This window comes from Haloferula sp. BvORR071, from assembly GCF_000739615.1.
In the GTDB taxonomy this organism is placed as follows: domain Bacteria; phylum Verrucomicrobiota; class Verrucomicrobiia; order Verrucomicrobiales; family Akkermansiaceae; genus Haloferula.
The window spans coordinates 1-24,019 of sequence record NZ_BATP01000013.1 but is presented as its reverse complement, the minus strand read 5'-3'; the positions used below and the strand labels follow the sequence as shown (position 1 = coordinate 24,019).

The 24,019-nt window shown below is 62.1% G+C and carries 15 protein-coding genes and 2 tRNA genes; 9 read left to right on the top strand and 8 right to left on the bottom strand.

What is annotated here, in order from left to right; translation table 11 throughout:
- Nucleotides 1-108: 108 nt before the first annotated feature.
- The 3 genes from BV071_RS07270 to BV071_RS07260 all read right to left on the bottom strand — a co-directional run bounded on the left by BV071_RS07270 (nt 109) and on the right by BV071_RS07260 (nt 2,256).
- Complete coding sequence (locus tag BV071_RS07270; RefSeq protein ID WP_081885852.1) at nt 109-1,551, bottom strand: SGNH/GDSL hydrolase family protein; 1,443 nt, start codon at nt 1,549-1,551, stop codon at nt 109-111.
- A 218-nt stretch (nt 1,552-1,769) separates the two neighbouring features.
- Nucleotides 1,770-1,841, bottom strand: a tRNA-Arg gene (locus BV071_RS07265).
- A 115-nt stretch (nt 1,842-1,956) separates the two neighbouring features.
- The gene (locus BV071_RS07260) at nt 1,957-2,256 is read right to left on the bottom strand and encodes a KH domain-containing protein (protein WP_035604262.1); all 300 of its coding nucleotides are present in this window, start codon (nt 2,254-2,256) and stop codon (nt 1,957-1,959) included.
- A gap of 517 nt (nt 2,257-2,773) precedes the next feature.
- Between BV071_RS07260 and BV071_RS07255 the strand changes: the two genes are divergently transcribed.
- Entirely contained in the window at nt 2,774-3,625 is an 852-nt protein-coding gene (locus tag BV071_RS07255; RefSeq protein WP_035604250.1) for a fumarylacetoacetate hydrolase family protein, read from the top strand.
- A 143-nt stretch (nt 3,626-3,768) separates the two neighbouring features.
- The gene (gene purH / locus BV071_RS07250) at nt 3,769-5,310 is read left to right on the top strand and encodes a bifunctional phosphoribosylaminoimidazolecarboxamide formyltransferase/IMP cyclohydrolase (RefSeq protein ID WP_035604247.1); all 1,542 of its coding nucleotides are present in this window, start codon (nt 3,769-3,771) and stop codon (nt 5,308-5,310) included.
- 12 nt (nt 5,311-5,322) lie between these two features.
- On the opposite strand, the gene BV071_RS07245 is transcribed toward purH, so the two are convergent.
- Nucleotides 5,323-5,901: a hypothetical protein gene (locus BV071_RS07245; protein ID WP_265594173.1), complete on the bottom strand. Its 579-nt coding sequence runs from the start codon at nt 5,899-5,901 to the stop codon at nt 5,323-5,325.
- A 106-nt stretch (nt 5,902-6,007) separates the two neighbouring features.
- On the opposite strand from BV071_RS07245, the gene BV071_RS32635 reads away from it, so the two are divergent.
- The 4 genes from BV071_RS32635 (at nt 6,008) to acpS (ending at nt 9,013) form a co-directional block, all read left to right on the top strand.
- Complete coding sequence (locus BV071_RS32635; protein ID WP_052573019.1) at nt 6,008-6,820, top strand: nuclease-related domain-containing protein; 813 nt, start codon at nt 6,008-6,010, stop codon at nt 6,818-6,820.
- A 224-nt stretch (nt 6,821-7,044) separates the two neighbouring features.
- Nucleotides 7,045-7,782 (top strand): hypothetical protein, encoded by a 738-nt coding sequence (locus tag BV071_RS07230; protein WP_035604238.1) that lies wholly within the window; start codon nt 7,045-7,047, stop codon nt 7,780-7,782.
- Nucleotides 7,783-7,835: 53 nt separating this feature from the next.
- Complete coding sequence (locus BV071_RS07225; protein ID WP_265594172.1) at nt 7,836-8,579, top strand: pyridoxine 5'-phosphate synthase; 744 nt, start codon at nt 7,836-7,838, stop codon at nt 8,577-8,579.
- Between the two features lie 50 nt (nt 8,580-8,629).
- Entirely contained in the window at nt 8,630-9,013 is a 384-nt protein-coding gene (gene acpS / locus BV071_RS07220; RefSeq protein WP_035604233.1) for a holo-ACP synthase, read from the top strand.
- Nucleotides 9,014-9,085: 72 nt separating this feature from the next.
- Here the strand turns inward: acpS and BV071_RS07215 are convergent, their stop codons facing one another.
- On the bottom strand, nt 9,086-12,073 hold the full coding sequence (locus tag BV071_RS07215; RefSeq protein ID WP_052573018.1) for a M16 family metallopeptidase: 2,988 nt from the start codon (nt 12,071-12,073) through the stop codon (nt 9,086-9,088).
- Nucleotides 12,074-12,226: 153 nt separating this feature from the next.
- On the opposite strand from BV071_RS07215, the gene BV071_RS07210 reads away from it, so the two are divergent.
- The 3 genes from BV071_RS07210 to BV071_RS35230 all read left to right on the top strand — a co-directional run bounded on the left by BV071_RS07210 (nt 12,227) and on the right by BV071_RS35230 (nt 14,081).
- Nucleotides 12,227-12,310 (top strand) — tRNA-Leu (locus tag BV071_RS07210).
- 118 nt (nt 12,311-12,428) lie between these two features.
- Complete coding sequence (locus BV071_RS07205) at nt 12,429-12,755, top strand: hypothetical protein (RefSeq protein WP_035604230.1); 327 nt, start codon at nt 12,429-12,431, stop codon at nt 12,753-12,755.
- Between the two features lie 1,179 nt (nt 12,756-13,934).
- Nucleotides 13,935-14,081, top strand: coding sequence for a hypothetical protein (locus BV071_RS35230; RefSeq protein WP_265594171.1), 147 nt, complete (start codon nt 13,935-13,937; stop codon nt 14,079-14,081).
- 949 nt (nt 14,082-15,030) lie between these two features.
- On the opposite strand, the gene BV071_RS07185 is transcribed toward BV071_RS35230, so the two are convergent.
- The 3 genes from BV071_RS07185 to BV071_RS07175 all read right to left on the bottom strand — a co-directional run.
- Nucleotides 15,031-19,725, bottom strand: coding sequence for a PQQ-dependent sugar dehydrogenase (locus tag BV071_RS07185; RefSeq protein WP_035604220.1), 4,695 nt, complete (start codon nt 19,723-19,725; stop codon nt 15,031-15,033).
- Nucleotides 19,726-19,830: 105 nt separating this feature from the next.
- Nucleotides 19,831-23,097 (bottom strand): hypothetical protein, encoded by a 3,267-nt coding sequence (locus BV071_RS07180; protein WP_035604218.1) that lies wholly within the window; start codon nt 23,095-23,097, stop codon nt 19,831-19,833.
- A 56-nt stretch (nt 23,098-23,153) separates the two neighbouring features.
- The coding region (locus BV071_RS07175; protein ID WP_265594170.1) for a hypothetical protein at nt 23,154-24,019 on the bottom strand (866 nt) is incomplete at its 5' end.

The following is a 24,019-nucleotide window of genomic DNA, read 5'->3' as shown; positions in this document are numbered from 1 at the left end:
GGAAGGTCGGCCGAGAAGATGGAGTTTGCCGACCTTCCGGACTGGCGTGGAGAATCCGCCGTCCTACTTTTAACCCACGGAAGGCGAGGTGGTAGGCCCGACCGGAATCTAGTCAATTCTCCGGATTCCGCAGCGGCGGATGCGGATGGTGGTACTGGAATCGTTACTAATAAAACCGACCCCCGGGCTTACGGTGGTGACATTGTCCGGAACAAGGACTGGAGGGGTGCGCAGCACCACGATCCCATCGCTCGGCAAGATTTGGGTTCCGACGGAGTCGGTGTTGTTCATGTCCGTGGCGAGGGCGCTCCCTGCCTGAAGGTAGATTCCGGCCACGCTGCCCGACATCACCTGTACCTCCATGATCGCTTCAACCGTGCTGCCTGCCGGAGGACCTTCCAAGTTCGCGCCGAAACAATTGAGGTAGAAATTCGACAGGTTGGCTCCTTGCTTGAAGGCAATCTCCCACCAATTCCCCTCGGGCGTGGGAATCAGGGTCTTGCTGTCGACCGTGGCCCCTGCCGGAGGGAAGAGGTACCAACCCCCGCTGGTCGGCTGGCCATTGCTTCCTTCCAGTGCGGCATTCGGCGTGATCCAGTGGGTATTCGCCCAAGGATCCAGTCCAAAGCGGAAGTGCTCGGCGAGCGTCTGGTGGAGCGCGCGGCCAAGCCTGGAAGCAGCATAGGCGTTCGGATGAAAGTCGTCGTTGGGCAGGTAGGAACTGTCCAGCCCCACGCCGTTGTCGCTGCCGGGCACGGCCTCCATGAGGCTTGTCCAGTCGCAAAGCGGCACGTGATGGGCGGCGCTCTCCTCGCGGACCACCGCATTCAGCAAAGGCACGCGCGCTTGACGTGCCGTGTGGTCCAAGAGCGCCCCCGTTTTGATCGGTAGAACTGTCATTGCCACCGGTTCGATGCCAGCAGCGCGCAGTGCCGCCCAATCGGCGATAATCTGCGTGCGGTACTCTTCGATTGAGCTCAATTGCGCCGCGTCATTCGTACCGTAGGCGAGAACGCAGACGTCAGGATGCGCGGCAATGACCCGATCGAGAACTGTCGCGCTGATGACCACGGACCGCCTGCCGGGGACGGCAAAACAGAACCTCTGGTCGACGGGATCGGCAGTGAGTTCCCAGCGTGCTCCGCCGAAGACTCTGGCCCAGCCATAAAAACCCCGGGCGGAGATGTGCGTTAAATCCAAGCTCCCCTGAAGGGTATTCGAGTCACCGACCACGGCGACCTTCGAGATGATCGGCTTGGTGCCGGTCATGTTCACCCGATAGAACTTCTGTAGTCCGGTGACGGGCTCGCTGAAACTCATGGTCAGTCCATCCCCCGTGCGAGCCTCGCCGATTGGCAGCCAATCATCCGTGAGGGCAGTGGAGGACTCGACTTGATAGCTTGCCCCCGCCTGGGTTTCCCAGTGGAGATGGAATTCCTGTGGGGTATACTCGATCTGGAGCTTGGACGCGATGCTGGCGTCCACTTCGGCATGGGCTGCCGGAAGTACCGGTGCCACTAGTGCAGCAAGGAGGGGCAGGAATGAGCGCATCAGTTAGAGTAATCCTCGTTCACCCCGAGCCTCAAACTCATCGACCAGCGGCCATTCTGGCATATTCCCCGTGACGTTCCATGGTTCGGATAGATCCAGGGTTTTGCTTGGAACTTCCAGAGGGGAAGACATAGGAGGGGCGATGCTGGGGTGTGACCAAATGTGACCACTTAAGCTGCAATCCTTTGTTTCCAATGATTTCCTTGGTTTTAAAGGAGTAGTCCCGACAGGAATCGAACCTGTACCTACGGCTTCGGAGGCCATCGTCCTATCCATTGGACTACGGGACCATTTCGGGGCACCGGGAACGGCGCCACTTGCGGCGGGGCGGAAAGTAGCGGCGCGGGGTGCGGCTTGGCAAGGAGAACCGGCGGGAGGGGAGGCAGTGACGACGAATGGCCGGAATCAATGGCCGTTTCGCTCGCGGGCCTGCATCTCGGCCTCCTCTTCGTGGGAGTGGATCTGCAGGTTGACGTTCACGTCCTCGCGCTCGGTGACGGACTTGATCACCCCACGGATGGCGGAGGCGCTGAAGCCATTGCGGCCGATCAGGAGGGCGACGTCCGACTGGCGGAGGACCAGCTTGAAGCGCAAGCGCTTGGGGCCCAGCTCGGTGACCTTGAGCTGCGCTTCCGCCGGGAATTCGATGAATTGGACGGCGATGTACTGGAGGAAATTCCGGATCTGGTCGGTGACCACCTGCATGATGGCTCCATCTTTGGCGCAAATGCCTGTTAGGGCAAGGATGGAAGAGGTGTGCCGAGTGATCAATCCGAGGCCGAAGAAGCGCCAAGTGATCGGTGAGTAGTGATCAATAAAAGAAAACAGGCGGGGAATCGGCTGATCCAAGGCCGGAAGGCAGCGCCAGAACCAGAGATGGAAAGGGCGCGAACTAGATTCCCCCCGGAGTCAAGGTCCGCGCCCTTTCTGGGTCAGCCCAGAGTTTCCGGCGGCGAATCTGTCGGATCGATCTCCCCCCAGAGGTCAAATCCTTCGTAAGGGATACGCTGCACGGTCTGGTCTGTGCGCGGGTGCCGAAGCACGCCGCACGATCTGAACATGTCAAAAATATCAGGAGAAGGAAAGAATTAAATGGTCTTGAAAAAGTGACTTTTCCCCCGGCCGTGAAAATATTGGAATTTCAATCATTTAGGCCGAGTGTGGCGCTTGCCCGCCAGCGACAGGTTGCCAGCGGGGAAAGTGCTTGTTAGGAAGCGGGGACATGAAGCTGATCCGTTACGGCGAGCCGGGCCGAGAGGAGCCCGGGATCATTCTGGAGGACGGGCGCTGGCTCGATACCGGCGGGCAATTCAACGACTACGACGAGGGTTTCTTCGCGCTCGGTGGCTTGGAGGCCTTGCAGGCTTGGGTGGAGGACGGTTGCCCGGACGCGGAGGAGATTCCGCAGGATGTGCGGCTAGGGCCGCCGGTGGACCGCCCTTCCAAGATCGTGTGCGTGGGGAAGAACTACTTGGAGCACGCCAAGGAATTCGGCGAGGGGATCCCGACCGAGCCGGTGCTGTTCATGAAGGCGAGCACTTGCTGGAGCGGACCCTTCGATGACGTGATCTGTCCGCACGGTGCCACGAAGCTGGACTACGAGGTGGAGCTGGCGGTGGTGATCGGCAAGACGGCCACCAATGTGTCGGAAGAGCAGGCGTTCGAGCACGTGGCGGGGTATTCGGTTTTTTGTGACTATTCGGAGCGTGCGTGGCAGAAGGAACTGGGCGGCCAGTGGACGAAGGGGAAGAGCCACGACACCTTCGGGCCGATGGGGCCGTGGATGGTGCCGGCCGCCGCAGTGGCGGATCCGCAGGGCCTGCGGCTGTGGTGCAAGGTGAACACCGAGCTACGGCAGAATGGCTGGACGGGGGACATGATGTTCGGCGTGCGCCAGCTGGTGGCCTACATCAGCCGTTTCATGACTCTTTTGCCGGGCGATGTTATTGCCACCGGCACGCCTGCCGGCGTGGGCATGGGGATGAAGCCGCCGCGCTACTTGGCCCCCGGGGATTCCGTCGAGCTCGGGATTGAGGGAATCGGCGAGATGAAGCAGCGGATCGTGGCGGGATAGCGCCGACGATTTGAAATATGAAATCTGAAATTTGAGATTTAGAACCTAAATCCCGCTTTCCCTCCCCACAATCCGCGCTTGCCCAGTTCCCGTCCGGCGGATTACGCGGAGCGGGTCGCCCGACTCTTTAATCTTTCAAACCGATGCCGATTCAACGCGCTCTACTTTCCGTCTCTGACAAGACGGGTCTCGCCGACTTCGCCAAGCAGCTTCACGAGCAGGGCGTTGAGTTGCTCTCGACCGGTGGCACAGCGAAGGCTCTGCGCGAGGCCGGACTACCGGTAATGGATGTCTCGGAATTCACGGGTGCCCCGGAGCTGTTCGAGGGCCGGGTGAAGACCCTGCACCCGAAGGTCCACGGCGGCCTGCTGCACAAGCGGGATGACAAGGAGCATCTGGCCCAGGCCAAGGAGCACAACATCCCGCCGATCGATCTGGTGGTGGTGAACCTGTATCCCTTCGAGCAGACCATTGCCCGTCCGGACGTAACGCTCAGCGATGCGATCGAGAACATCGACATCGGTGGTCCTTCGATGCTGCGCAGTGCGGCGAAGAACTACGCGGCGGTGACCGTGGTGACCGATCCTGCCGACTACGAGCGGGTGATCGAGGAGATGAAGGAGCACGGCGGCAACACGACCATCGGCTTCCGCGAGCATCTGGCGGTGAAGGTTTTCCTGCGGACCTCGCAGTATGATGCGGCCATCTCGAATTACCTCGGCCAGTGCGGGCAAGGCTCGCGCTCGAATTTCAGCGTCAGCCTGCCGCTGGAGATGGATCTGCGCTACGGCGACAACCCGCACCAGAAGTCCGCGCTCTACGGCGACTTCAAGAGCTGCTTCAGCCAGCTGCAGGGCAAGGAGCTGAGCTACACCAACATTCTCGACATCGAGGCTGCTGCGGATCTGATCCTCGACTTCGTGCGGCCGACCATCGGCATCCTCAAGCACACCAACCCCTGCGGCGTGGGCCAGGATGACGAGGATCTGCGCGTGGCTTGGCAGAAGGCCTTCGAGACCGACCGCCAGGCTCCATTCGGCGGCGTGATCGTGTGCAACCGCCCGCTGACGGAAGGCGTGGCCCGGATCATCTCCGAGATTTTCACCGATGTGATCATCGCGCCGGACTACGAGCCGGAAGCGCGTGCGGTGCTGCAGAAGAAGAAGAACCTGCGGATCATGAAGCTGAACGACGCCTATCTGGCGGCGAAGCGCGCACCGGTGATCCGCTCCTGCCCGGGTGGCCTAATGGTGATGGACCGCGACCACACCGCGCTGGGGCTCGACAATCTCGAGAGCAAGGTGGTGACCAAGCGCCCGCCGACCGAGGAGGAGATGCGCGCGATGCGCTTTGCCTGGCGCGTGGTGAAGCACGTGAAGTCGAACGCGATCGTTTACGCGAAGTCCGACCGGACCCTGGGCATCGGTGCCGGCCAGATGAGCCGCGTGGACAGCTCGCGGATCGCGGTGTGGAAGGCGAAGGAAGCGGGGCTGGACCTCAAGGGTGCGGTGATTGCCTCCGACGCGATGTTCCCCTTCGCCGATGGTCTGCAAGCGGCGATCGAAGCCGGTGCGACCGCCTGCATCCAGCCCGGTGGCTCAATGCGGGATGAGGAAGTGATCGCGGCGGCCGATGCGGCTGGCCTAGCGATGATCTTCACGGGTCACCGGCACTTCAGGCATTGAGAAGGGAGTCTGTCACTGCACTGGTGACAGCGTGCCGTCCTTGTTTCTCCGGAAGATGCCGGATGGTCCAGTCTGGGTGGGAGGGCTAGTTCCTCCGCCCGGGCTGAAGTGTGTGATGTCTGGAGCCTTGGCTGCAATGGTGCCGTTTCGTTCCTCGATCGTGATGACGGAGGGAAAGAGCAGGTATCCGCTGTCCCGCCAGTCGCTCCAGCGATTCTCCTTCTTCTGCCAAGTGCGGGAGGCTTCACAGGAGAGGGTTGCTGTGTAGCGCCGCGTGATGCCATTGGCTCTGTCCGCGGGGCTGAGGGAAGACTTTGAGATCCGGCAAATAGCCAGTTTCTTCCACTCGACCCGGATGTTCATTCCCGGTCTGTTGTCGGTGGCGCTGGCGCTGCCATCGGCGCGGAAGGCGACGGAGCGGCCCAAGAGCTTCGCCGATTCTTCCAGCACCATCTTTTGCTCGGCGGCTGGAACGGGAGTCATGCCGGCGACGGCTTGCTCCAAGCCTCGCTCAAGGAGCTTCGTGATCTCTCCACCCGATTGAGCGGCGAGTGGCAAGGTGAGCAGGGCCATTGCGATGAAAGCGCGCATGGCGGCATGAGACGGCCTGTAGTGTCTCGGTTCAAGGACATCCATGCCAAGGGCTTTCACGTGATCGCGTGATAGTGGGAAAGGGTGGCAATGATAGCTTGGAGACGTGGTTCTTCTCGCCGCGACCTTGATCCTGGGCCTGATGATCGCGACCAGTTTGGTCGGCGTTCTGGCGGGATTGCGGCCTCATCGCTCCAAGGGGGCGGCGGGGGAGAGGATGGCGGCGAAGCGCTTGCTGGATCTCAATCCGGAGATTTTCCGGACCTTCCATGATCTCTATCTGCCCCGGCCCGAGGGCGATGGGACGATTACCCAGATCGATCATCTGGTGATCTCGCGCTTTGGTATCTTCGTGATCGAGACGAAGAACTACGACGGATGGATTTTCGGCGGCGCGCGGCAGAAGCTGTGGACGCAGTCGATCTTCGGCCGCAACACCCAGTTCCAGAATCCGCTCCACCAGAATTACCTGCATGTGCAGGCGACGAAGGCCTTTCTCAGCCTGGCAGAGCGGCAGTTTCACTCGCTGGTTTTCTTCGTGGACGGTGACTTCCGTTCGGAGATGCCGGAGAATGTGATCTGCAGTGACCTCTGCGGTTGGATCGCGGGGCACCGTGCGACGCTTCTCAACGACGAGACGATCCGGGAATCCATCCGGCGCTTGGAGGAATTGGAGCGGCAGACCGACCGCAAGGCGGCCAAGGCGAAGCTGCTCCAACAACTGAAGCGCGGCAACCGTCAGGGGCCGCGGGTCACCGGTGAGCGGGACTTGCCCGGAGAGATCGCGGCCACCCAGCCACCGCCGCTGCCGCCCTCGCCGTGGAATACCGGTAGGCCGGAGCCTGGCGCAGTGCCGCCAAACGGGCAGTTCGCTCACGCCGACGCCCGGCAGTTCATAGCGGGTGTCCGGTCGGCTTGACCCTGAGGCGCGATCGGCTATCCTTGCCAGCGAGTGAAGGAGCGCGAAGTCAGTTTCGAAGCCTTGCAGCGGCAGAAGCGGCGCGCCCGGGCACGAGATGCGAGACGGCTTGCGAATGGCGAGGTTACGCCAGAGCAGTTGCAGGCGGAGAATTCGATAGTCCCGGCTGGTGCTACAATCCGGATTGTCAATTTGGCCCGGGCTCTCAAGAAGCATTACTCCAAGTGAAGGATCAACGGCCAGCTACGGGGCCTGCGGACTTTGCTGATGTTTTCACTCTATCCGATGGCTTGGAGCCTCTGGTGGTCGTCGGCGGTCACGCGGTCAATTTGTGGGCGCTCCACTTCTTAAAGGAAGGGGTAAGCGAGTTGGAAGAACTCCAGCCGTTTACCAGCAAAGATCTCGATGTCATTGGCACGACGAAGCACCTAGAGGCCCTTCACCTAAAGCTGAAAGGCAAGATCTGGCGTTCGGAACCCCGTAGCCCGGTAATTGGACGCTTGGAACTTCCATTTGGAGAGGGAGTTCGGATCGTGGAGGTTTTGCACACGGTAAAGGGGCTCCATTTCGGCGAGATCGAGAAGAACGTGGACTTGGAATGGGAGGGTCTCACCGCTCGTGTGGTCCTCCCTCATCTGATGCTGAAGGCCAAGATCGCCAATTCCGTCGAGATAGATCAGTCCGAGAGGAACGATGTGCGACATGTCCGGGCCATGATCCACTGCACCCGAGCATTTGTCTTGGGTCTGTTGGCTATGATAGAAGACGGAACTGTTACCCAACGTGAGGCGGTGAATCTACTCGAGGAAATCCGCGAGGTTATTGGAAGCGATCTTGCCCGGCGGGCGGTCGCGCTTTGGGGCTTCGATTTTTCCCGAGTCTGGCCAGCTGAACTTATGGTGACGAAGCTGGAGAAGCTCACCCGCTTCGTGGAGCACCGTCTCCAGAGGCCCGCAAACTGACTCCGCTGGATTTTTTCAGTGCGCGGGGGGCGGGGCGGGTCTATCGCATTTCCATGCTCTTGGGAGTGAACATCGACCACGTGGCGACGCTGCGCCAAGCGCGCTATGCCCTGCTGCCGGATTCGCCGAATGCCGAGCCTTCGCCCTTGCAGGCGGCGCTCGATGCGCAGGCGGGCGGAGGGGATTCGATCACGATCCACGTGCGGGCGGACCGCCGCCACATGCAGGACCGCGATGCGTTCGAGATCCGCAAGGCTTGTCCTCTGCCGCTGAACCTGGAGATGGGCGTGACGGCGGAGATGACCGCGCTGGCGCTGGAGCTGCACCCTGAGTTCGCCTGCCTGGTGCCAGAGACCCGCGAGGAGGTGACCACCGAGGGCGGGCTGGATGTCGCGGGCCGCTTGGCCGAGGTGAAGGCCTGCGTGGAGCGCCTGCAAGGGCAGGGGATCCGCGTCTCGCTCTTCATCGATCCGGATCTCCATCAGATCGAAGCGGCTGCGGCCAGCGGTGCGGAGATGATCGAGCTGCACACCGGGTGCTTCGCGAATGCCGCGGGTGATGACCTGGAGAAGGAGATCGCGCGTCTGGTGGCTGGTGCCAAGGCTGGCCATGCCGCGGGCCTGCAGGTGAATGCGGGGCACGGGATCAACTACACCAACTTGCACCGGCTCTTCGTGGTGCCGCACTTGGCCGAGTTGAACATCGGCCACAGTATCGTCTCGCGGGCCATGCGGGTGGGTTTCACCGCGGCGGTGGCGGAGATGAAGGGGCTGATGGCCGCCTATCCCGGCGCCTGAGCGAGCAGTTCCGGCTTGGCAGCAGCGGCTTTTCCCTTCGCACTTCCTTTATGCGCATCATCGGCATCGGCATCGACGTGGTGGAGGTGGAGCGCATCGGGTCCTCGATGGCGGAATTCGGCGAGCGCTTTGCGACGCGGATTTTCACCGAGGCGGAGCGGGCCTACTGCGATTCCCAGCGGCGCCCGGAGATTCACTATGCCGCCCGCTTTGCCGCCAAGGAGGCGGTGGCCAAGGCTTTCGGCACCGGGATTGGCAAGGAGCTCGGCTGGCTTGATATGGAGATCGTGCGCAAGGAGAGCGGTGAGCCCGCGCTGGTACTGAGCGGGGCGGGCAAGGCTTTTGCCGAGGCGAATGGTATCGACGAGGTGAAGATCAGCCTCAGCCATGCGCAGCACTATGCTGCGGCGAATGCGGTGGCGCTGGGGGGCTAGTAGCCACCTCGGAGCGGTCGGCTCCGAAGACCAAGAATGGGACCGCTCGGTGAGCGGTCCCATGGAAGCTGCTCACTTCGCCTCGGAGCGGAGCTGCACTTTGATCGCGTTTTTCTCGCCGAGGTACTTCTTGGCGATGTCCCCGAGTTCCTTCGGCGTGATGGAGGCGACATCGGCATCGCGGCCGCGCACCAGCTCGATCCCCTCGGGATTTTCCTGCGACTTGGCGAGCACGTTGCCGAGCCAGTAGGTGTTGTCGCGCTTGCTCTTCTCGATCTGGGCGAGCAACGGCTTGCGGGCGCGGTCGAGTTCGTCGTCGTCGAGGCCCTTCTCTGCCAGCTCCGCGCCGAGAGTGGCGGTGACATCGGTGAGCTTTTTCACATCCTCCGGTTTGCCCACGGCATCCGAGATCAAGTAGCCGAAGCCTTCGAGGCCATCGGAGCCGTCGGGATTCGCGCCGGGGCTATAGGAGGCACCCATCTTCTCGCGGATCTCCTTGCGCAGGCGGTCGCTGAGAACTTCGCCCAGCAGGTTGAGGCGGCGCACGAACTTGGTGTTGTTGCGGAGACCTTCGGTCTTCCACACGACGTGGGCGGTGGCCTGCGGGATCTTGCTATCGTAGGCAAAGCTCTTCTCGGCCGGTGCCTTCGGGAAGCTCACCTTGCGCTGGGCGGGCAGCGCGGGCTTCTCGGTCTCACGCTGGGCCAAGGCGCCGAAGGTTTTGAGGATCATCGGCAGCATCCTGCTTTCGTCGAAGTCACCCACGATGCTGAGTTCGAGGTAGCCCTTGTTCAGGGCCGGCGTGAGCCACTTGCGAGCGTCTTCCAGCGTGTAGGAGGCGAGCTTGGACTCCTCCGGGAGGGTCCAGCGGAAGTCGCCACCGTGGAGGTAGGCTTCCAGCTCCACCTGGGCACCGGCCACGGTGTGGCGGACCTGCTGGAACATGGCAGAGATGCTCTTGCGGAACTCGACCAAGGCCTCTTCACGGTAACCGGGATCGGTCATCTGGGCGCACATGAGCTGCAGTTCAAGCTCGAGGTCCTCCGGAGTGGTGCGGCCGGAGAGGATGAAGGCGTCGTCGGTGATGCCGAAATTGGTGCCGACATTCCGTCCTGCCAGGATCTGCTGCAGATCGTCCACCGAGTGCTTGCCGAGACCACCTGCGTCAAAGACCGACGAAGCGAAGAAATCGATGCCCGGCGAATCCTTCGGCTGGGTCAACTTGCCAGAGCCAATGCGGGCAAGGAGGCGGATCGAGCCTTTCTCGAAGTCGGTCTTCTTGAAGTTCAGGCGCACGCCGTTGGAGAGCATGAGCTGGCTCAGCGCCGGATCGGCAATGTCCTTGCGGCTCTTGACCTTGCCCGGGGTGCCGAATTCGGAGTAGGCGAAGGGGACGGACTTTTTCTGCTCCGGAGCTTCGACCGCCTTGTCGTGGGATTCCTTATAAAGAGAGGAGAGCGTCGTCACGGCGTCCGCGGGCTCGTCCTTGGTGGTGAGGATCAGGTGGAAGCCGCGGTCCGCCCAGAATTCACGGAAGGCGGCGTGGCAGGCATCTGGCGTGGCGGAGTCCAAGCCGCCGCTGATGATTTGCAAATCGGTTTCCGGGGTGGAGAAGACGCTGCCCTCGTTGATCGAGCGCGCCAAGCCGCTGGCCAGCGCTTCGGACTTGCGGGACGCTGCCGTCTTCACCGCCTGCTGGTAGGCATTCAGCACGTTGGCCTTGGCCTCCGCGATTTCGGGCTCGGTGAAGCCGAACTCGAGCGCGCGGCGATATTCCTGCTCCATCACCGGCAGGGCTTCCTGCCAGCGGTCATCGGCGACCTCGACATCGAAGGAGCCCAACTCGGCGGTATTGAAAAGCTCCTCGCGGCTGGCGCTGCCAGCGGTGATGGGCGAGCCATCCTGCTTGGCGATCCGCTCAAAGCGGCGGGCGATCGCGGCGTGGGCGAGTTCCAGCGGCAGCAGGCTAAGCCGGCGCGTGGTGGTGTCGGCCACCGGGCTGAAGGGGCGGACGGAGACCAGGCTCAGGCTGGTGGAGTCCACTTCCTTGTCCGCGAAGACCGCGGCCTTCACGCCCTCGATCGGGGTGATCTTGCCGAGGTCCGGATTCTTCCCGGGGTCGGCGGGGTTGGCCATGCTGCTGAAGCTCTCCTTGATGCGGGCTTCCACTTCTTCCGGCTTCACATCGCCGACGACGATGAAGGTCATCCGCTGCGGGGTGTAGAAGCGGGTGTAGTAGTCGACGAAGCGATCGCGGGTGGCCTTGCTGATGACCTCTTCCTCACCGATCGGGAAGCGCTTCGGGATCAGGGAATCCGGCAGCAGCTCGCTGAACTGCTTGAGCATGATCCGCATCTTCACGCTATCGCGGGTGGTCTTCTCCGAGAGGATCACGCCGCGCTCCTTGTCGATCTCCTCGATGTCGAGCTTAGCGCCATCGCCGAAGTCGCGCATGACGGTGAAGCCGAGGTCGAGGGTGTCTTGGCTGAGGTTCGGCAGGTCCAGCATGTAGACCGTCTCATCGAAGGAAGTGTAGGCATTCACGTGGGCACCGAAGCCGATGCCGAGGTGCTGCATCTTCGGGATCAGGTCATCCGGGGTGAAGTGCTTGGTGCCATTGAAGACCATATGCTCCAGGAAGTGGGCCAGGCCCTGCTGGTCATCCGCCTCCATCAGCGAGCCGGTGGCGATGTGCATGCGCAGCGAGACGCGGCCCGGCGGCTCGGCGTTCGGATAGATCATGTAGCGCATCCCGTTTTCCAGCTTGCCGAAGACCGCCTTCGGGTCGGCCTTGATGTCGCTCTTCTCCTGTGGCCAGACCTTGGCATCGCCTTCCGGGACGGAGACGTCGGTCTTCACCGGCACCGGCGGAGTGATGGGGGCTGCTTTCTCGACTACGGGGGCCGCGGTGCCCGGCGTGGCGGCAGTGGTCTTCGCATCCGCAGGCGGGGCCTGCGGTGGCGTGACCGTTACCGTGGCCGGTTGCGGCTTGGTGATGAGGAAGAACGCCGCGACCGCGGCGAGGAGGAGGCTGAGGATTATGGGAGCGGGGTTCCGCATGGCATGAAGCTGGCTTGACTCGGCCGGGATTGGCAACGGGGAAAGCGTCACCGACGGCAGAGAATTTTTCTAAGAATCGGGGTTGCAAAATTTCGCGTGACGTGATGGTTTCTCGCCCCGCCGATCCGGCGGGAACGACATACAACAGGAAACGCGCGCGTGGCGGAATTGGTAGACGCGCTAGATTCAGGTTCTAGTGAGAGCAATCTCGTGGAGGTTCGAGTCCTCTCGCGCGTATCTGTTGGAAATGAATGAATTAGGGAGCTTTGATCGGCTCCCTTTTTCGTGTCCCGGCACCGGCTGCGCCCAATCCTGCCACTTGCCCCACCACCGCCGGACCTGTTAGGAAGCGGGGATGGAAACGGTATCGCTAGGAGATTTCATTTCGGAGACGCTTCAGGAAATCGCAAGAGGCGTCCGCGATGCTAACGACAAGATCTCGGCCGACCCCGCGAAAGGCTTCGAGGTCTACTCGATTCACAAGAACAAGGGGGACTTAAAGGACTTTCCGGGCATCTCGTTCGATGTCGGCGTGGCAGCAGCGGATAGCTCCAAGACAAAAGGAGGCTTCTCGATAACTCTCGTTCACTTCGGGGCGAATGCGGGAAAGGAGAGCGGGCGAGAAACCAAGGCGGAGCATCGGATTAAGTTCACCGTCGGAATCGCTGAGCGCATCCAATAAAAAGCTCCATTCAGCGAATGCCGACAGGAGCGGGCTCGTCGTCTGGCGAATGCTCATTCACCCAGCATTAGCCGCGACGTGCGGGAGCTGCGGGAGGAACTCAGGCGGGAGAATTAGGGGCAGCGCCACTAGAGTTCGTCGGGGTCTTCGCTTCGCATCATCAATGCCAAGAAGATAACGCCAATCGAGACGAAGAGCATCACCGGCCTCCACGTTCCCAAAAATAGCGTTACTCCGTTGAAAACCACGCCCGCTCCACCCCAAAAGGCAAGCTTCCCGCGCAATCCGAGTGATTGGTACCAATTGATCATGCCCGTGGGCGTAGATGGGCCACGGAACGAAAGCAAGATACAGCAAGCTGCGAGAGGCACCGAGGGACCCCAACCCCGGCAAAAACTTCCGGTGTTGCCCCGGCTGCTAACGCCCTTTGAAAGAGAAAGCGCGATTTGCCTCGACCCTGATCGCACAGAGGAGCACTGTGATGTTTCTCTCCCCGGAAAAGATGCGCGATCCGTCGAGGCGCTCGAGCCGGCGTTTTTTTCATAGCTTCCGGCCATGCCGGCCTCCACCTCACTCCAAAATCTGCGCCACCCATTGCGAGTCATCCCAGCTCGCCGATCATACATTCATGATAGCCGCCAAATTTGACGCTGGAGACACCGTCCGCATATTGAAAGGAGCCAACGAGGGCGTGATTGGCGTCGTGGATCACGCGGTGGTTAGCAGCGGAGAATGGCTCTACCTCGTTCAAAGAGTAGGGTGTGCGTCCTGGGTGGAGGAAGATCGCCTCAAACTCGAAGCCGCCGTGTGGGGTTGATCGCCACGGCGGAACTCGCCGAGAGCATGGACTTCGGCGGCGGCTCATTTCATGTCCCTGACCGCCCACCAAGATGATCAATACCGGCAAAGAACGGATATCCCCTGACGACTGCCACATCGGAGATTGGGTGTCGCTGCCTTCTGTAAGCGAGTGGAGCCCCTTCTTTGATCCGCGCCTCCACCAAAGCCCAAGCGGCGAAATGGAATTCCTCCTGCGGCCCTTTGTGGGCGGCGAGCGAAAGGTAGTGTGGCAGCGTATGCGGTGACGACGGCAGAGACCATCCGCGGGTCTGCATGGCGATATTGCGCTGCTTTGCTGCTCTCTTCAGCTTCAGACAAGGGGTAGGGTCCAAGCCTTACATGATCTCACTGCTTTTCGAGGAACACCCCGATCCGGATCCCACTTTGGCCGAACTGATCGACGGATACTTGGCTCGCATCACCGAGCAGGAAATGCTGGAGCCACAAAACGACGAGGGCACTGCGGAAGAAAACTTCCGGCACTGACGCGGCGGGCCCGATGCTTCCCCCCCCAGAAGATTGGACCCGCCGTCAACCCCTGCGCGACGAATTGGATTTCTAGGATGCCATAGGCATGGGTGTGGTCGGTTGGGCTTACCGGCCGCGCTCTTGTTTTATGACGGTCTTCATTCGAAGTGGTGCCCGGCCCTATCTCGGATGAGGCGCGCGAGACCAACAAAAACCCCAGCCAGTCACCCGCGCTCAAACCACCTCAGCGGCCCTTCTCCTCCACCTTGCTCGCCAGACCAGCATGGCGGCCCATAGCAGAGCCACGATGAGCAATAGCAGCCAGTGGGGGATGAAAAAGAACCACGCGCCTGGTCCTTGGATGTTGAGCATGACCTGCATTCGCTGCCCCGGAGAAGCGGTTGCCCATGCTGCATCGGCCTTATCGGGAGGTATTGGGTGCTCCGCCCACATGATCTGTGGCGTTGGCAATAAATTGGGCCGTTGAGAAGCGGGAGTGCTGAATCGGTCTCTACCAAAATCGGATACCAAAAAGCCGGGGGTGTGTTGGAGGTAAAGGCCGCACACCCTGTTTCCGGCGAAGAACCCGCTCCGGGAAACGAATGACGAGTAGTCGTAGGAATCCCACCACGCCCAGCACACAAAGGCCATCCCCAGCAAGCCGGACCAAAAGGTAATTGAGCGATGAAGGGCTAGCTTCATTCGTGCATGATGGCTTGGTGGTGAGAAATGAAAAGCCCCGCCTGCCGGAGCAAGCGGGGTGGGGGCGTCAACTGACGGAACCAAGGTCAGCCCTTCAGGCGCCTCGCCACGCGGTCACGACGAAGGTATGGGCACCTACGGTGGTGAGGTCTTTGAACAGGCTGTCGTGTTGCGAAAGAACTCCGCTTGCGGGCTTCCTCGTGGAGTAGCTGACCACGTCACCACCCACCAGTGAGCCGGGCCGAAGCCAAGCCGCCTTTTCTAATTAAGGCGCGATCCTCACCTGCAGGAAGAGCGATCGACGAGCGGTAGTCGCGCCGGGAGCGAGGGAGAGGGTAACGGTCTCATAGGCGGAGTCCGTGGTTGAGGGGATCGTGGATTCCTCGATTACGAAAGCGGGTGACCAGTGGCTGAGGTCATCGCTCACCCGATATTCGTAGTGCAGACCGGCGGCGGTGTGCATGCGCAGGCGGCGATGGCTGAAGCGGAAGCTGCCGGTCGCGGGCTGGGCGAGGAGGAGGGTAGGGGTGGAGCGCTTGTCATCCACCAAGGCGGGATCGGTGCCGAAGGCCCACTCGCCGAAGTTGTCGAGACCGTCGCTATCCGGGTTGGCGCCGGATTGGCCTTGGAGAGAGCTGTTGTTGCCGAACTTTGCGGTACGCCATTCCTCGTAGGTGGAGTAGGGGTGGACCTCCTGATTGATCCAGTTGGCGATGAGTTCCGCAGCCTCCAGATCGGGCACGGCGGTGGCGATTGGTGGCATGCGGCTGTAGCCATTGGCACCGGCGACACGGTTGAAGAGGATCGAGCCCGCGACCTTGTGGGGAAGGACCAAGCGGTCGTCCGGGTGGAGCGGGGCATCGACGGTGGTGCCGTTGATTAGACCCGTAGCTAGTAGTCCGAGCTGCGCGCGTCCGTCCCAAGTGCCGCCGCCGGTGCCGCCCGCCTTGTGGCAGTAGGCGCAGTTCACATCGAGATACGAGCGGACGCGGGCCTCCAGCGACTGGCTGGTCTCGTCCGGCCGGTAGTGGCGCGGCAGGCTGGCGGGATTGCCGGAGAAGCCGCTGAGGTAGCCGCTCGCGTGCAGTTCGGCGAGTTGGCTGCCATTGTTGAGCTGACGGGTATTGAAGGACAGCGCGTGGCCGGCTTCCGGCGTGTGGCAGGTCATGCAGGCCGTGCGGGAAGGAATCTCCCAATTGATGCTTGTTGGCGTGCCGTCGAGCGTGATGTTCACGGTCAGATTGTCGCCATTGTCGCTGACCAGGGTGGCATCGGTTTGGGGGCCTCCATTGACCGCATTCCAGCGGTAGGAGATGCCGTAGCTGCCGCTCGCGTTTCGCACCAGAAAGCGTGTCTCCAGACGGCGGCGCGGGGAGCCTGCAAGCGGGCGACGGTCGGTGTAGCTCTGGCCGTCGATTGTGCGGGTAAAGCTCTCCCAAGCCACGGGATAGTCGAAGTGCTTCACCCAAAGCATGCCTGCCGGGAAGCTCCATGTGCTATCCTGCGAATAGCCCATGGTGTCGCTCGCATCGGGAATCAGAAACCAACGTTTCTTCTCCGCGTGGTCGGACCAAAAACGCAGGTTCGGCGTATAGGCCTGACCGCCGGGGTTGGGTGTCAGGTCGCCGAGATCGGCGAAGAAGTTGGTGGCGGCCAAGGTCGGCGGGAAAGCGCTGTCATCCGTGCCGAACCGGAGTCGCTTGATGCTGCCGATGCCCTGGTTGGTGCCATTGTTTCCGCGATCCAGCAGGAGGATCTCACCGGTCGCCGGATCAGGCAGTAGGCCTACGATGGCGACCTCCCCCGTCAGGCGACTCAATACCGGAGCCCCTGCGCTACGCTCTACGCTCCAGATGTTTCCTGAAACGTAGTCGGCGCAAATGTACTTCCCTGTTAGAGAGGGGATTGCGGTGCCACGGTAGATGAAGCCACCGGTGATCGAGTGACCCTGATAGGCTCCGCCGCCAGCCGCATATTCCCAGAAGGGGGCCGTCAGCGTCGCCGCCGATTCCGGTGCGCCGTTCAAAAGATCCCCGGCACGCGGGCCGGGCAGGTTGCCTTCTCTCCAGCCCCAGCCGCCGTTGTCACCGGGATGGAAGACATCGAGCTCCTCCCGGTCGCTGCGGCCTACGTCACCCACCCATAGCTCATCCACCGTGCCATTGTGGTCGTTGTCTTCGGCGGAGAACTGCCAGGGATTGCGCACGCCCATCACGAAGATTTCGGTGCGCACCTTGTTAGGATCGAGCGACACCCCATTGAAACTCGTGGCCCCGACCAGAGGATTGTCCGGGGGAATGGCGTAGCGGGCGACACCACCCGGGCGCGGGATCGCGAGATCGGCGTCGTTGTCGGCATCCGGGCCGGGATCGGGATTCGGCGGCAGACTGCCAGCACGCTTGTCGACATCGATGCGGATGATGCAGGACCAGAGATTGCGGTCCACGTGTTGGGAGTTGTTGTGGCCGTCCTCTTGCGTGCCTTCATCCCCGAAGCCCACGTAGAGGTAGCCGTCGGGGCCGAACTCGCAGCTGCCGATGTTGTGAATGGTGTCGTCGCAGTTCTGCTCGATGATGATTTGCTCCGCTCCGGCGGTGTAGGGCGGACTGGTCTGGCACGTGAAGCGCGACAAGCGAACCGTGCCGACATTCGAATTGTAGGTGACGTAGATGTAGCCGTTGTTCGCCCAATCCGGGTGCGCTGCGATGCCCTTGCAGGCCTGCTCATTGTTGTCGTGCATCACCGAGCTTGTGATGTCGAGCAGCGGCACCTTGGTCGGAGCTGTCACATCTGGGATCAGGAAGACGCGGCCATCTCCTTCCGCGATGAACAGTTTCCTCTTATCCCCGGGAATGGAGCTGAAGCCATGCGGCGAATCGAAAGTGATTCCCGGGAAGGCCTCCTCCAGCCGCAGTTCGGTGGCGGGAGGCTCCGCCGGGATCGTGACAAATGCCGAGTCGAAGCGCGGGTCCGTCGTGAAATGGATCGTGACCGTGGCGGTGTCTGTCAGGGAGCTTCCGGTTTCCTGGACACGGTAGGTGAAGGAATCCGTTGCAGGTGTGCCCGAGAGATGCCGGTAGAAGACCGTCCCATCGGGGCTGGCGGTGGCCGTGCCGTAGAGGGGAGGGGAGACGACGCTGAGCGAGGAAGGTCTGATCAGCCCGCTGTCATTGGCCAATACCTTGATGCGCGCTTCGGCACCGTGGTGCATGGTGGCGCTGTCGTCGTTTGCGGCGGGCGGGGCGTCATTGAGATCGGCCCAAGTGTAAGCGACGCGGATGTTGTCCCACTGGACCGCGCCGGTGCCACCGGAGGCGAGACGGATGGCGGAGGACCAATTGTCACTGGTGTGCGGATAGGTTGCCACCGGCGTGTTGGAGGCTTCACTCTGGCCGAGCGCAGGATTCAGATAGAGAGCTGCGACATTCGCATCGAAATCGAGTTTGGCGACCAGCGTGTATTTCACGCCATCGACAGGCGCGATGCCGGAGTAGGACCACTGGTTGGTGTTGAGGTCGTGGATCGCGAACTCACGCAGGCCCGAGACCGGATTCGTTGCGCCGGGCACGCCGAAGAGATAGCGCTCCGTGCCGAAGTCATAGGTGCTCGCACCACTCCAGGTGGCATTCACCGCGCGGGTCATCTCAAACTTGTAGTAGACCACATGCGAGGCAAAGCCGGCCTCACCATTGACTGCTCCGGCGCGCTCGTCCGAGTTGCCTCCATCGCCTTCGCCCAGACCGTTGTATTCCCGCTTCGCGCCACTCTCCTGCGTGACCAGTGTGCCTGAAATGACCTGTGGGGTGCCGGCTGTCGCATCCCAGTCTGACGTCGTGCCGCTGTGCCCGATGGACTCGTCGTTCTCGCGGGAATTGTCAGCGTCCCAGTAGACGCCACCGGTTTTTCCGGCGATCGGGCCATCGGGATAGTCGAAGCGTTCGCCACCGACGAGACCCGGTGGATGCACAGCGCCGGGGTAGCTGGAGGCGTTGCCGGGATTGCTGCCGGTGCTCACCTCCACACCATCGGAGTAGCCGTCGCCGTCGCTGTCCGGGTTCTTGGGATTCGTGCCCCGCAGGTATTCGTCGCGGTTGAGCAAGCCGTCGGCATCGGCGTCAAGCAGCGAGTCGTTCGTGCCCACCAACAGGCCATTCGCGGTCTCCCAGGCGTCGGGCATGCCGTCGTCGTCGCCGTCCGGGTCGACGAAATGGAAATCGGCCCACGCGGTTGTCACGGTCAGATTGTCCCACTGGCAAGCACTGCCAGATGCCAAGCGGACCGCGGAGGACCAGTTCGCTCCGGTGTAGCTGCCACCGGCGTTGCAGGAGTTGGCCCCGCTGGTCTCGTTGTAGAAATCATCCGCGTCGGGATCGACCCACAGGCCGATGAAATCGCGGTCGAAGTCCAGCACTGTGACAATCGTGTGCGCCGCACCGTCCGCCGCGATGCCGCTGAAGTAGCGCGTCCCATTGGCGGTGATCTCGCAGCCATATTCCAGGTTGCCTGACGAGGGATTCGCGGCGCTGGGCACGCCGAAGAAGACGCGCTCCGTGCCGAAGTCATACGAGCTCGCACCACTCCAAGTGCCGCCGCCAGCACGGGTCATGTCGAAGCGGTAGAAGACCCGGCCCAGGCCGCGCACGGCTCCGCTGCGCTCGTGGTTGTCCTGCCCATCATTGGCCCCTCCGCCGGTGCCCTCGATGGTGCCATTGTATTCGCGTTTCGCTCCCGAGTTCGAGGTCGTGAGCTTGCCGGTAAGCACGGAGGAGGTGCCGAAGGCATTGTCCCAGTCCGAGTGGAAGGCGGTGACCGCTTTGTCGAAGTTGTCGTAGTTGAAGCCGGTGCCGCCGGTCTGTCCGGCGATTGCCGTGTTGTCCGGATAGGAGAACTCCTCCTTCCCGATTTCCGTGGCGTGAAGAGGAAGAATGAGCAGCGGCAGAAGGAGAAGCCGGGGAGACATGAGGAGTGGGGTGAAAGGAGCGTACGCGGGAGAGCCGGGGAACCCGACAAAAGGCCCGCCTTGCGTTGCACAAGGCGGGCCTGGAATGGAGCTGTCCAAGGGATGTCAGGGAGCCGGCGAAGGGCCTTCATCCGCGCGGAAGAAGAGCTTCCGCACCGTCCCCGGAGTTACCGGGATCACAAAGGGCTGGGGCGTTGTGCTATTGAACTCGAAGGGCGGCACCAAGGGCACGAAGCCCTGCAGGCTGCTGGACTTGAGCAGATGGAAGGTCTTGCCCGCCGGGAGGCCCGCCGCGGTGATGCCAATTGTCCCGGCACCCGCATTGTAGCCGGTGATGGAGAATTTCACCGGCGAAGCTTCGCCAGCCAATTGCTCCCAAGTGTTTGCTACCACCACATTATCCCACTCCGTGTCACCGGTCCCCGTGGAGGAGAAGCGGAGGCCCGAAGCCCAGTTCGTACCGTTGTAGACGCGGGTCACGTGCGCGGTGTTCGAGACTTCGCTACCGCCGAGGTTCGGGTCGATCCACAGGCTCAGCAGATTGCCGCTGAAGTCGAGCTTACCGACCACGGTGTAAGTCTGGTCCGGATTGACTGCGAACGAGCCATTGTCAGCCGTGATCGCGGTGCCTTCGCGAATGCCCCACTGCGGGGTGCCACCATTGTCCACGATGCCGAAGGCCAGACGCTCCTGGTTGAAGTCGTCCGGGCCGAAGGAACTGAGCAGCGCACCCGCACGGCGGGTCATCGTCGCCTTGAAGTAAACGATCGAAGCCCCGAAATTGGGCTCGTCGTTTACCGCCCCCATCCGCGCTTCGGTCGGTGTGGCGTCGCTACCTGCGCCCTCGCCCGGACCGTTGAACTCGCGGTAGGCGAAGTTCTCGCGGGTGTTCAAGTGTCCGCCGAGGATATTCGCGGTGCCATCCCAATCCGAGCTGGATCCGGTGTGGCCGGTGAAAGGGCCATTGAAGAGCCAGTTCTCGTAGTCGAAGTAGGTGCCACCGTTCAGGCCACCCACAGCTCCATCGGTATAGCTGAAGTCCTCCCGGCCGATCAGGCCAAGCGGCGCACCAATGGTGTCGTTCGGATCGGTCGGGTCGGAGGTGAACCCATTGAGGCCGATCACTTCACCGCCGTCGCTCTGGCCGTCGCCATCGCTATCCGGATTGTTCGGATCGGTGTTCACTTCGGCGCCATCCTTCAAGCCGTCGCCGTCACTGTCGGGATTGAGCGGCTTGGTGTGGGCATTGCGCTCGCCGGTGCCGTCGCTGAGGCCGTCACCATCGGTGTCCTCGACAATCGGATTGGTGCCGGCGCGATATTCTTCCACGTTCGTGCTGCCATCATTGTCTTCGTCCAGACCGCCGTCATTGAGGTTTTTGTCGAATCCGTAGAGGTCCTCGAAGTCGTCCGGCATGCCGTCGCCGTCGCTGTCGCTGGGCAGCGAGTCGAGGCTGTCCCAAGTGGTGCCAATCACCATCTGGTCCCAGGCTGTCGGGCCACTGCCACCGGAGGCGAGACGGATTCCGGTCGCGTTCATCTGTGCGGGGGTGATGTTGAGCGTGGCGCGCACCGTCGATGATCCCTCAGGCAGGGAGAGATCCGGATTCACATAGAGGTCCACCTTCGAGGCCGCGAAGTCATAGCGGCCGACGAGGGTGTAGGCGGTGCCGACCACCGGGGAGATCCCCGAGAAGGCCCGGGTGGCTCCGTTGCTCTGCTCAATGCCGAACTCGATTTGGCCGGAGCTGGGGCTGGCCGCGCTCGGCACTCCCAGAAAGATCTTCTCCGCTCCGAAGTCATAGAGGCTGACGCCGCTCCACGAGGCACCGGCCTGGCGGACCAGGTTTACCTTCACGTAGAGCACATCGCTGCCATTGGTGCCGGCCACGCTGCCTGCATCGTAGCGCCAGGCGCCGGCCTTCTCGCCGACTACCACGCCGGTGGTCGCCGCGGAGCCGCCGTGGAAGGAACGCTTGATCGAGTTTTCCTGGGTGAGGAGCATGCCGGATTGGATGACCGGCGTGCCATTGATGTTGGTCCATGCGGACTTCAGCGTACTGTGGCCGGTGAAGGTCTCCCCGAGCGCCGCATTGTCGTAGTCCCAGCCGACGCCCTGTGCGCCGCCGCTGAGCTGGCCATCCGTGTAGGAGTCGAAGAACTCGAGTCCTACCAACTCCATGTTGCCATTCGTCAGCGGATCGTCGCCGGGGGTGCCGCTAGGGAGCTTGCCCAGCGCCAGTTCGGTGAAGTCCGAGGTGCCGCCGCCATCGCTATCGGGGGATAAAGGATTGGTGGAGCTCACGCTGACCTCCTGCTTGTCCGTCAACGCGTCGCCATCGGTGTCCGGCTTGAGTGGGCTGGTGCCGGCGATCTTCTCCTGCTTGTCGTTCAGCTCGTCGCCATCGGTGTCGGTATTGTTCGGCAGGGTTCCGTCTTGGAACTCGATCAAGTTCGAAACGGTGTCGCCATCGAGGTCGCCATTGGCTCCATTCGGGCCGTCCTTTGCGCCCGGCGAGCTTTCGCCCGTAGTACCGTCATCGTGGTCATTGAGGCCGTAGAGGGTTTCGAAGGACGCGGGCAGGCCGTCGTTGTCCGCATCGGTGAAGTTCTTCAGTCCCACGCTGGTGGGGTCCAGTGCGACCTTGAGATCGTCCCAGGTAGTGGTGCCGCCGGAACTGGAGCCCAGACGCACCGCGGTGGACCAGTTTGTCGGCGTGTAGCCGCCGCCGGCATCGGTTGAATTCGAGCCATCCGCCGGGTCGTAGTAGTCGGCGGCAGTGGGATCGAGCCACATGCCGATGAAGTGGCGGTCGAAGTCGAGCACCGTGACGATCGTATGCGGGGCGGTATCCGCCGGGGTGCTGGTGAAGTAGTTGTTGCCGTTCCCGCTCACGCCGAACTGAAGTCCTCCGGAGGGGCCATTCGCGCCGGGCACACCGAAGAAGACCCGCTCCGTGCCGAAGTCATAGCTGCTGGCGCCGCACCAGGTGACACCGGTGCTACGAGTAACGGTGAAGCGATAGAAGACGCGGCCCACACCACGCACCGCGCCACTGCGCTCGTGGTCGTCTTGGCCGTCATTGGCACCGCCGCCGGCACCTTCCACCGTGCCATTGTATTCGCGCTTGGCACCGCTGTTGTTGGTGGTCAGCGCATTGCTCGCGACGGTGGGGGTGCCGAAGACATTGTCCCAGTCCGAGCTGAAGGCGGTGACCGCCTTGTCGAAGTTGTCGTAGTTGAAACCAGTGCCGCCGGCTTGGTTCGCGATGTTGCCATTGGCATAGGTGAAGCTCTCGGTGCCTACCAACTGGGCAGCGAGCGGTCCGGTCGCTGCGGCGAGGACCGCAGGGATGACAATTTTGTAGTTCATGGGTTTTTAGGAGGGTCGAATCGGGTCGGGTTCGTTCTTGGGGCTGTGAGAGGGGACTAGCGGCGGCGACGGATGATCAGCAGCGCGGCCGGGAACAGGCCTAACAGGCCGGTGGATGGCTCGGGCACGACCACATCCGCGAAGGTGGTGCCGACCCTTACATTGTCCCAGGTAACCGAAGTGCCGGAGGCGAAGCGCAGCGCGCTGGACCAGTTCGTGCCGTTGTAGGCCTTCGAGACATCGAAGGATGAGGCGGTGTCGCTGCCATCCGGATTGACCCACAGGCCGAGCAAGTCGTTGTCGAAATCGAGCATGCCCGCGATGGTGTAGGTCTGGCCCGCGACCACCGGGATGGAGCTGAAGGTGTCTGCCCCGAAGCCGGTTGCGGCGATTCCGAAGAAGCGGGTGTCACCGGTCTGTCCCGGCATGCCGAAGAAGATCCGCTCCGAGCCGAAGTCGAAGCTGCTCACGCCGGCCCATTGGTTCTGGCCGGCGGGCAACATGCTGCCGACGGTGAAGGAGGTAGAGAAGAACATGACCCCGTCTGCACGGAAGGCGCCTTCACGCTCGTTGCTGCTGCCGCCGGTGCCTTCCGTGGCTCCGCCGAACTCGCGAAGCACGCCACCATTGTTCGTCACCAGGGCGGAGGAGGTGATCTGGTGCGCGCCAAAGGCGTTGTTCCAGTTGGAGGCCGTTTGCGTTGGGGCGCCCGGCTCATCGGTTCGCTCGTAGTTCCAGCCGGTGCCGCCGCTCTGGCCGACGACTGAGCCATCGGCGTAGTTGAAGTTTTCGGTGGCGATCAATGCTGCGGTTGCCTGGCCCGCGAGGGGAAGGAATCCCGATAGAATCAGGACAGGGGTCAATGGATACTTCACTAGCTTTCTTGGGTGGGTTGGGTTGGTCGGGAGGGCGTTCCCATCGC

What these genes read in the sequence shown, in the direction of transcription:
- BV071_RS07270 (WP_081885852.1), bottom strand. Translation starts at nt 1,551, where the DNA reads ATGCGCTCATTCCTGCCCCTCCTTGCTGCACTAGTGGCACCGGTACTT.
- BV071_RS07260 (WP_035604262.1), bottom strand. Translation starts at nt 2,256, where the DNA reads ATGCAGGTGGTCACCGACCAGATCCGGAATTTCCTCCAGTACATCGCC.
- BV071_RS07255 (WP_035604250.1), top strand. Translation starts at nt 2,774, where the DNA reads ATGAAGCTGATCCGTTACGGCGAGCCGGGCCGAGAGGAGCCCGGGATC.
- purH (WP_035604247.1), top strand. Translation starts at nt 3,769, where the DNA reads ATGCCGATTCAACGCGCTCTACTTTCCGTCTCTGACAAGACGGGTCTC.
- BV071_RS07245 (WP_265594173.1), bottom strand. Translation starts at nt 5,901, where the DNA reads ATGCGCGCTTTCATCGCAATGGCCCTGCTCACCTTGCCACTCGCCGCT.
- BV071_RS07225 (WP_265594172.1), top strand. Translation starts at nt 7,836, where the DNA reads ATGCTCTTGGGAGTGAACATCGACCACGTGGCGACGCTGCGCCAAGCG.
- acpS (WP_035604233.1), top strand. Translation starts at nt 8,630, where the DNA reads ATGCGCATCATCGGCATCGGCATCGACGTGGTGGAGGTGGAGCGCATC.
- BV071_RS07215 (WP_052573018.1), bottom strand. Translation starts at nt 12,073, where the DNA reads ATGCGGAACCCCGCTCCCATAATCCTCAGCCTCCTCCTCGCCGCGGTC.
- BV071_RS07205 (WP_035604230.1), top strand. Translation starts at nt 12,429, where the DNA reads ATGGAAACGGTATCGCTAGGAGATTTCATTTCGGAGACGCTTCAGGAA.
- BV071_RS35230 (WP_265594171.1), top strand. Translation starts at nt 13,935, where the DNA reads ATGATCTCACTGCTTTTCGAGGAACACCCCGATCCGGATCCCACTTTG.
- BV071_RS07185 (WP_035604220.1), bottom strand. Translation starts at nt 19,725, where the DNA reads ATGTCTCCCCGGCTTCTCCTTCTGCCGCTGCTCATTCTTCCTCTTCAC.
- BV071_RS07180 (WP_035604218.1), bottom strand. Translation starts at nt 23,097, where the DNA reads ATGAACTACAAAATTGTCATCCCTGCGGTCCTCGCCGCAGCGACCGGA.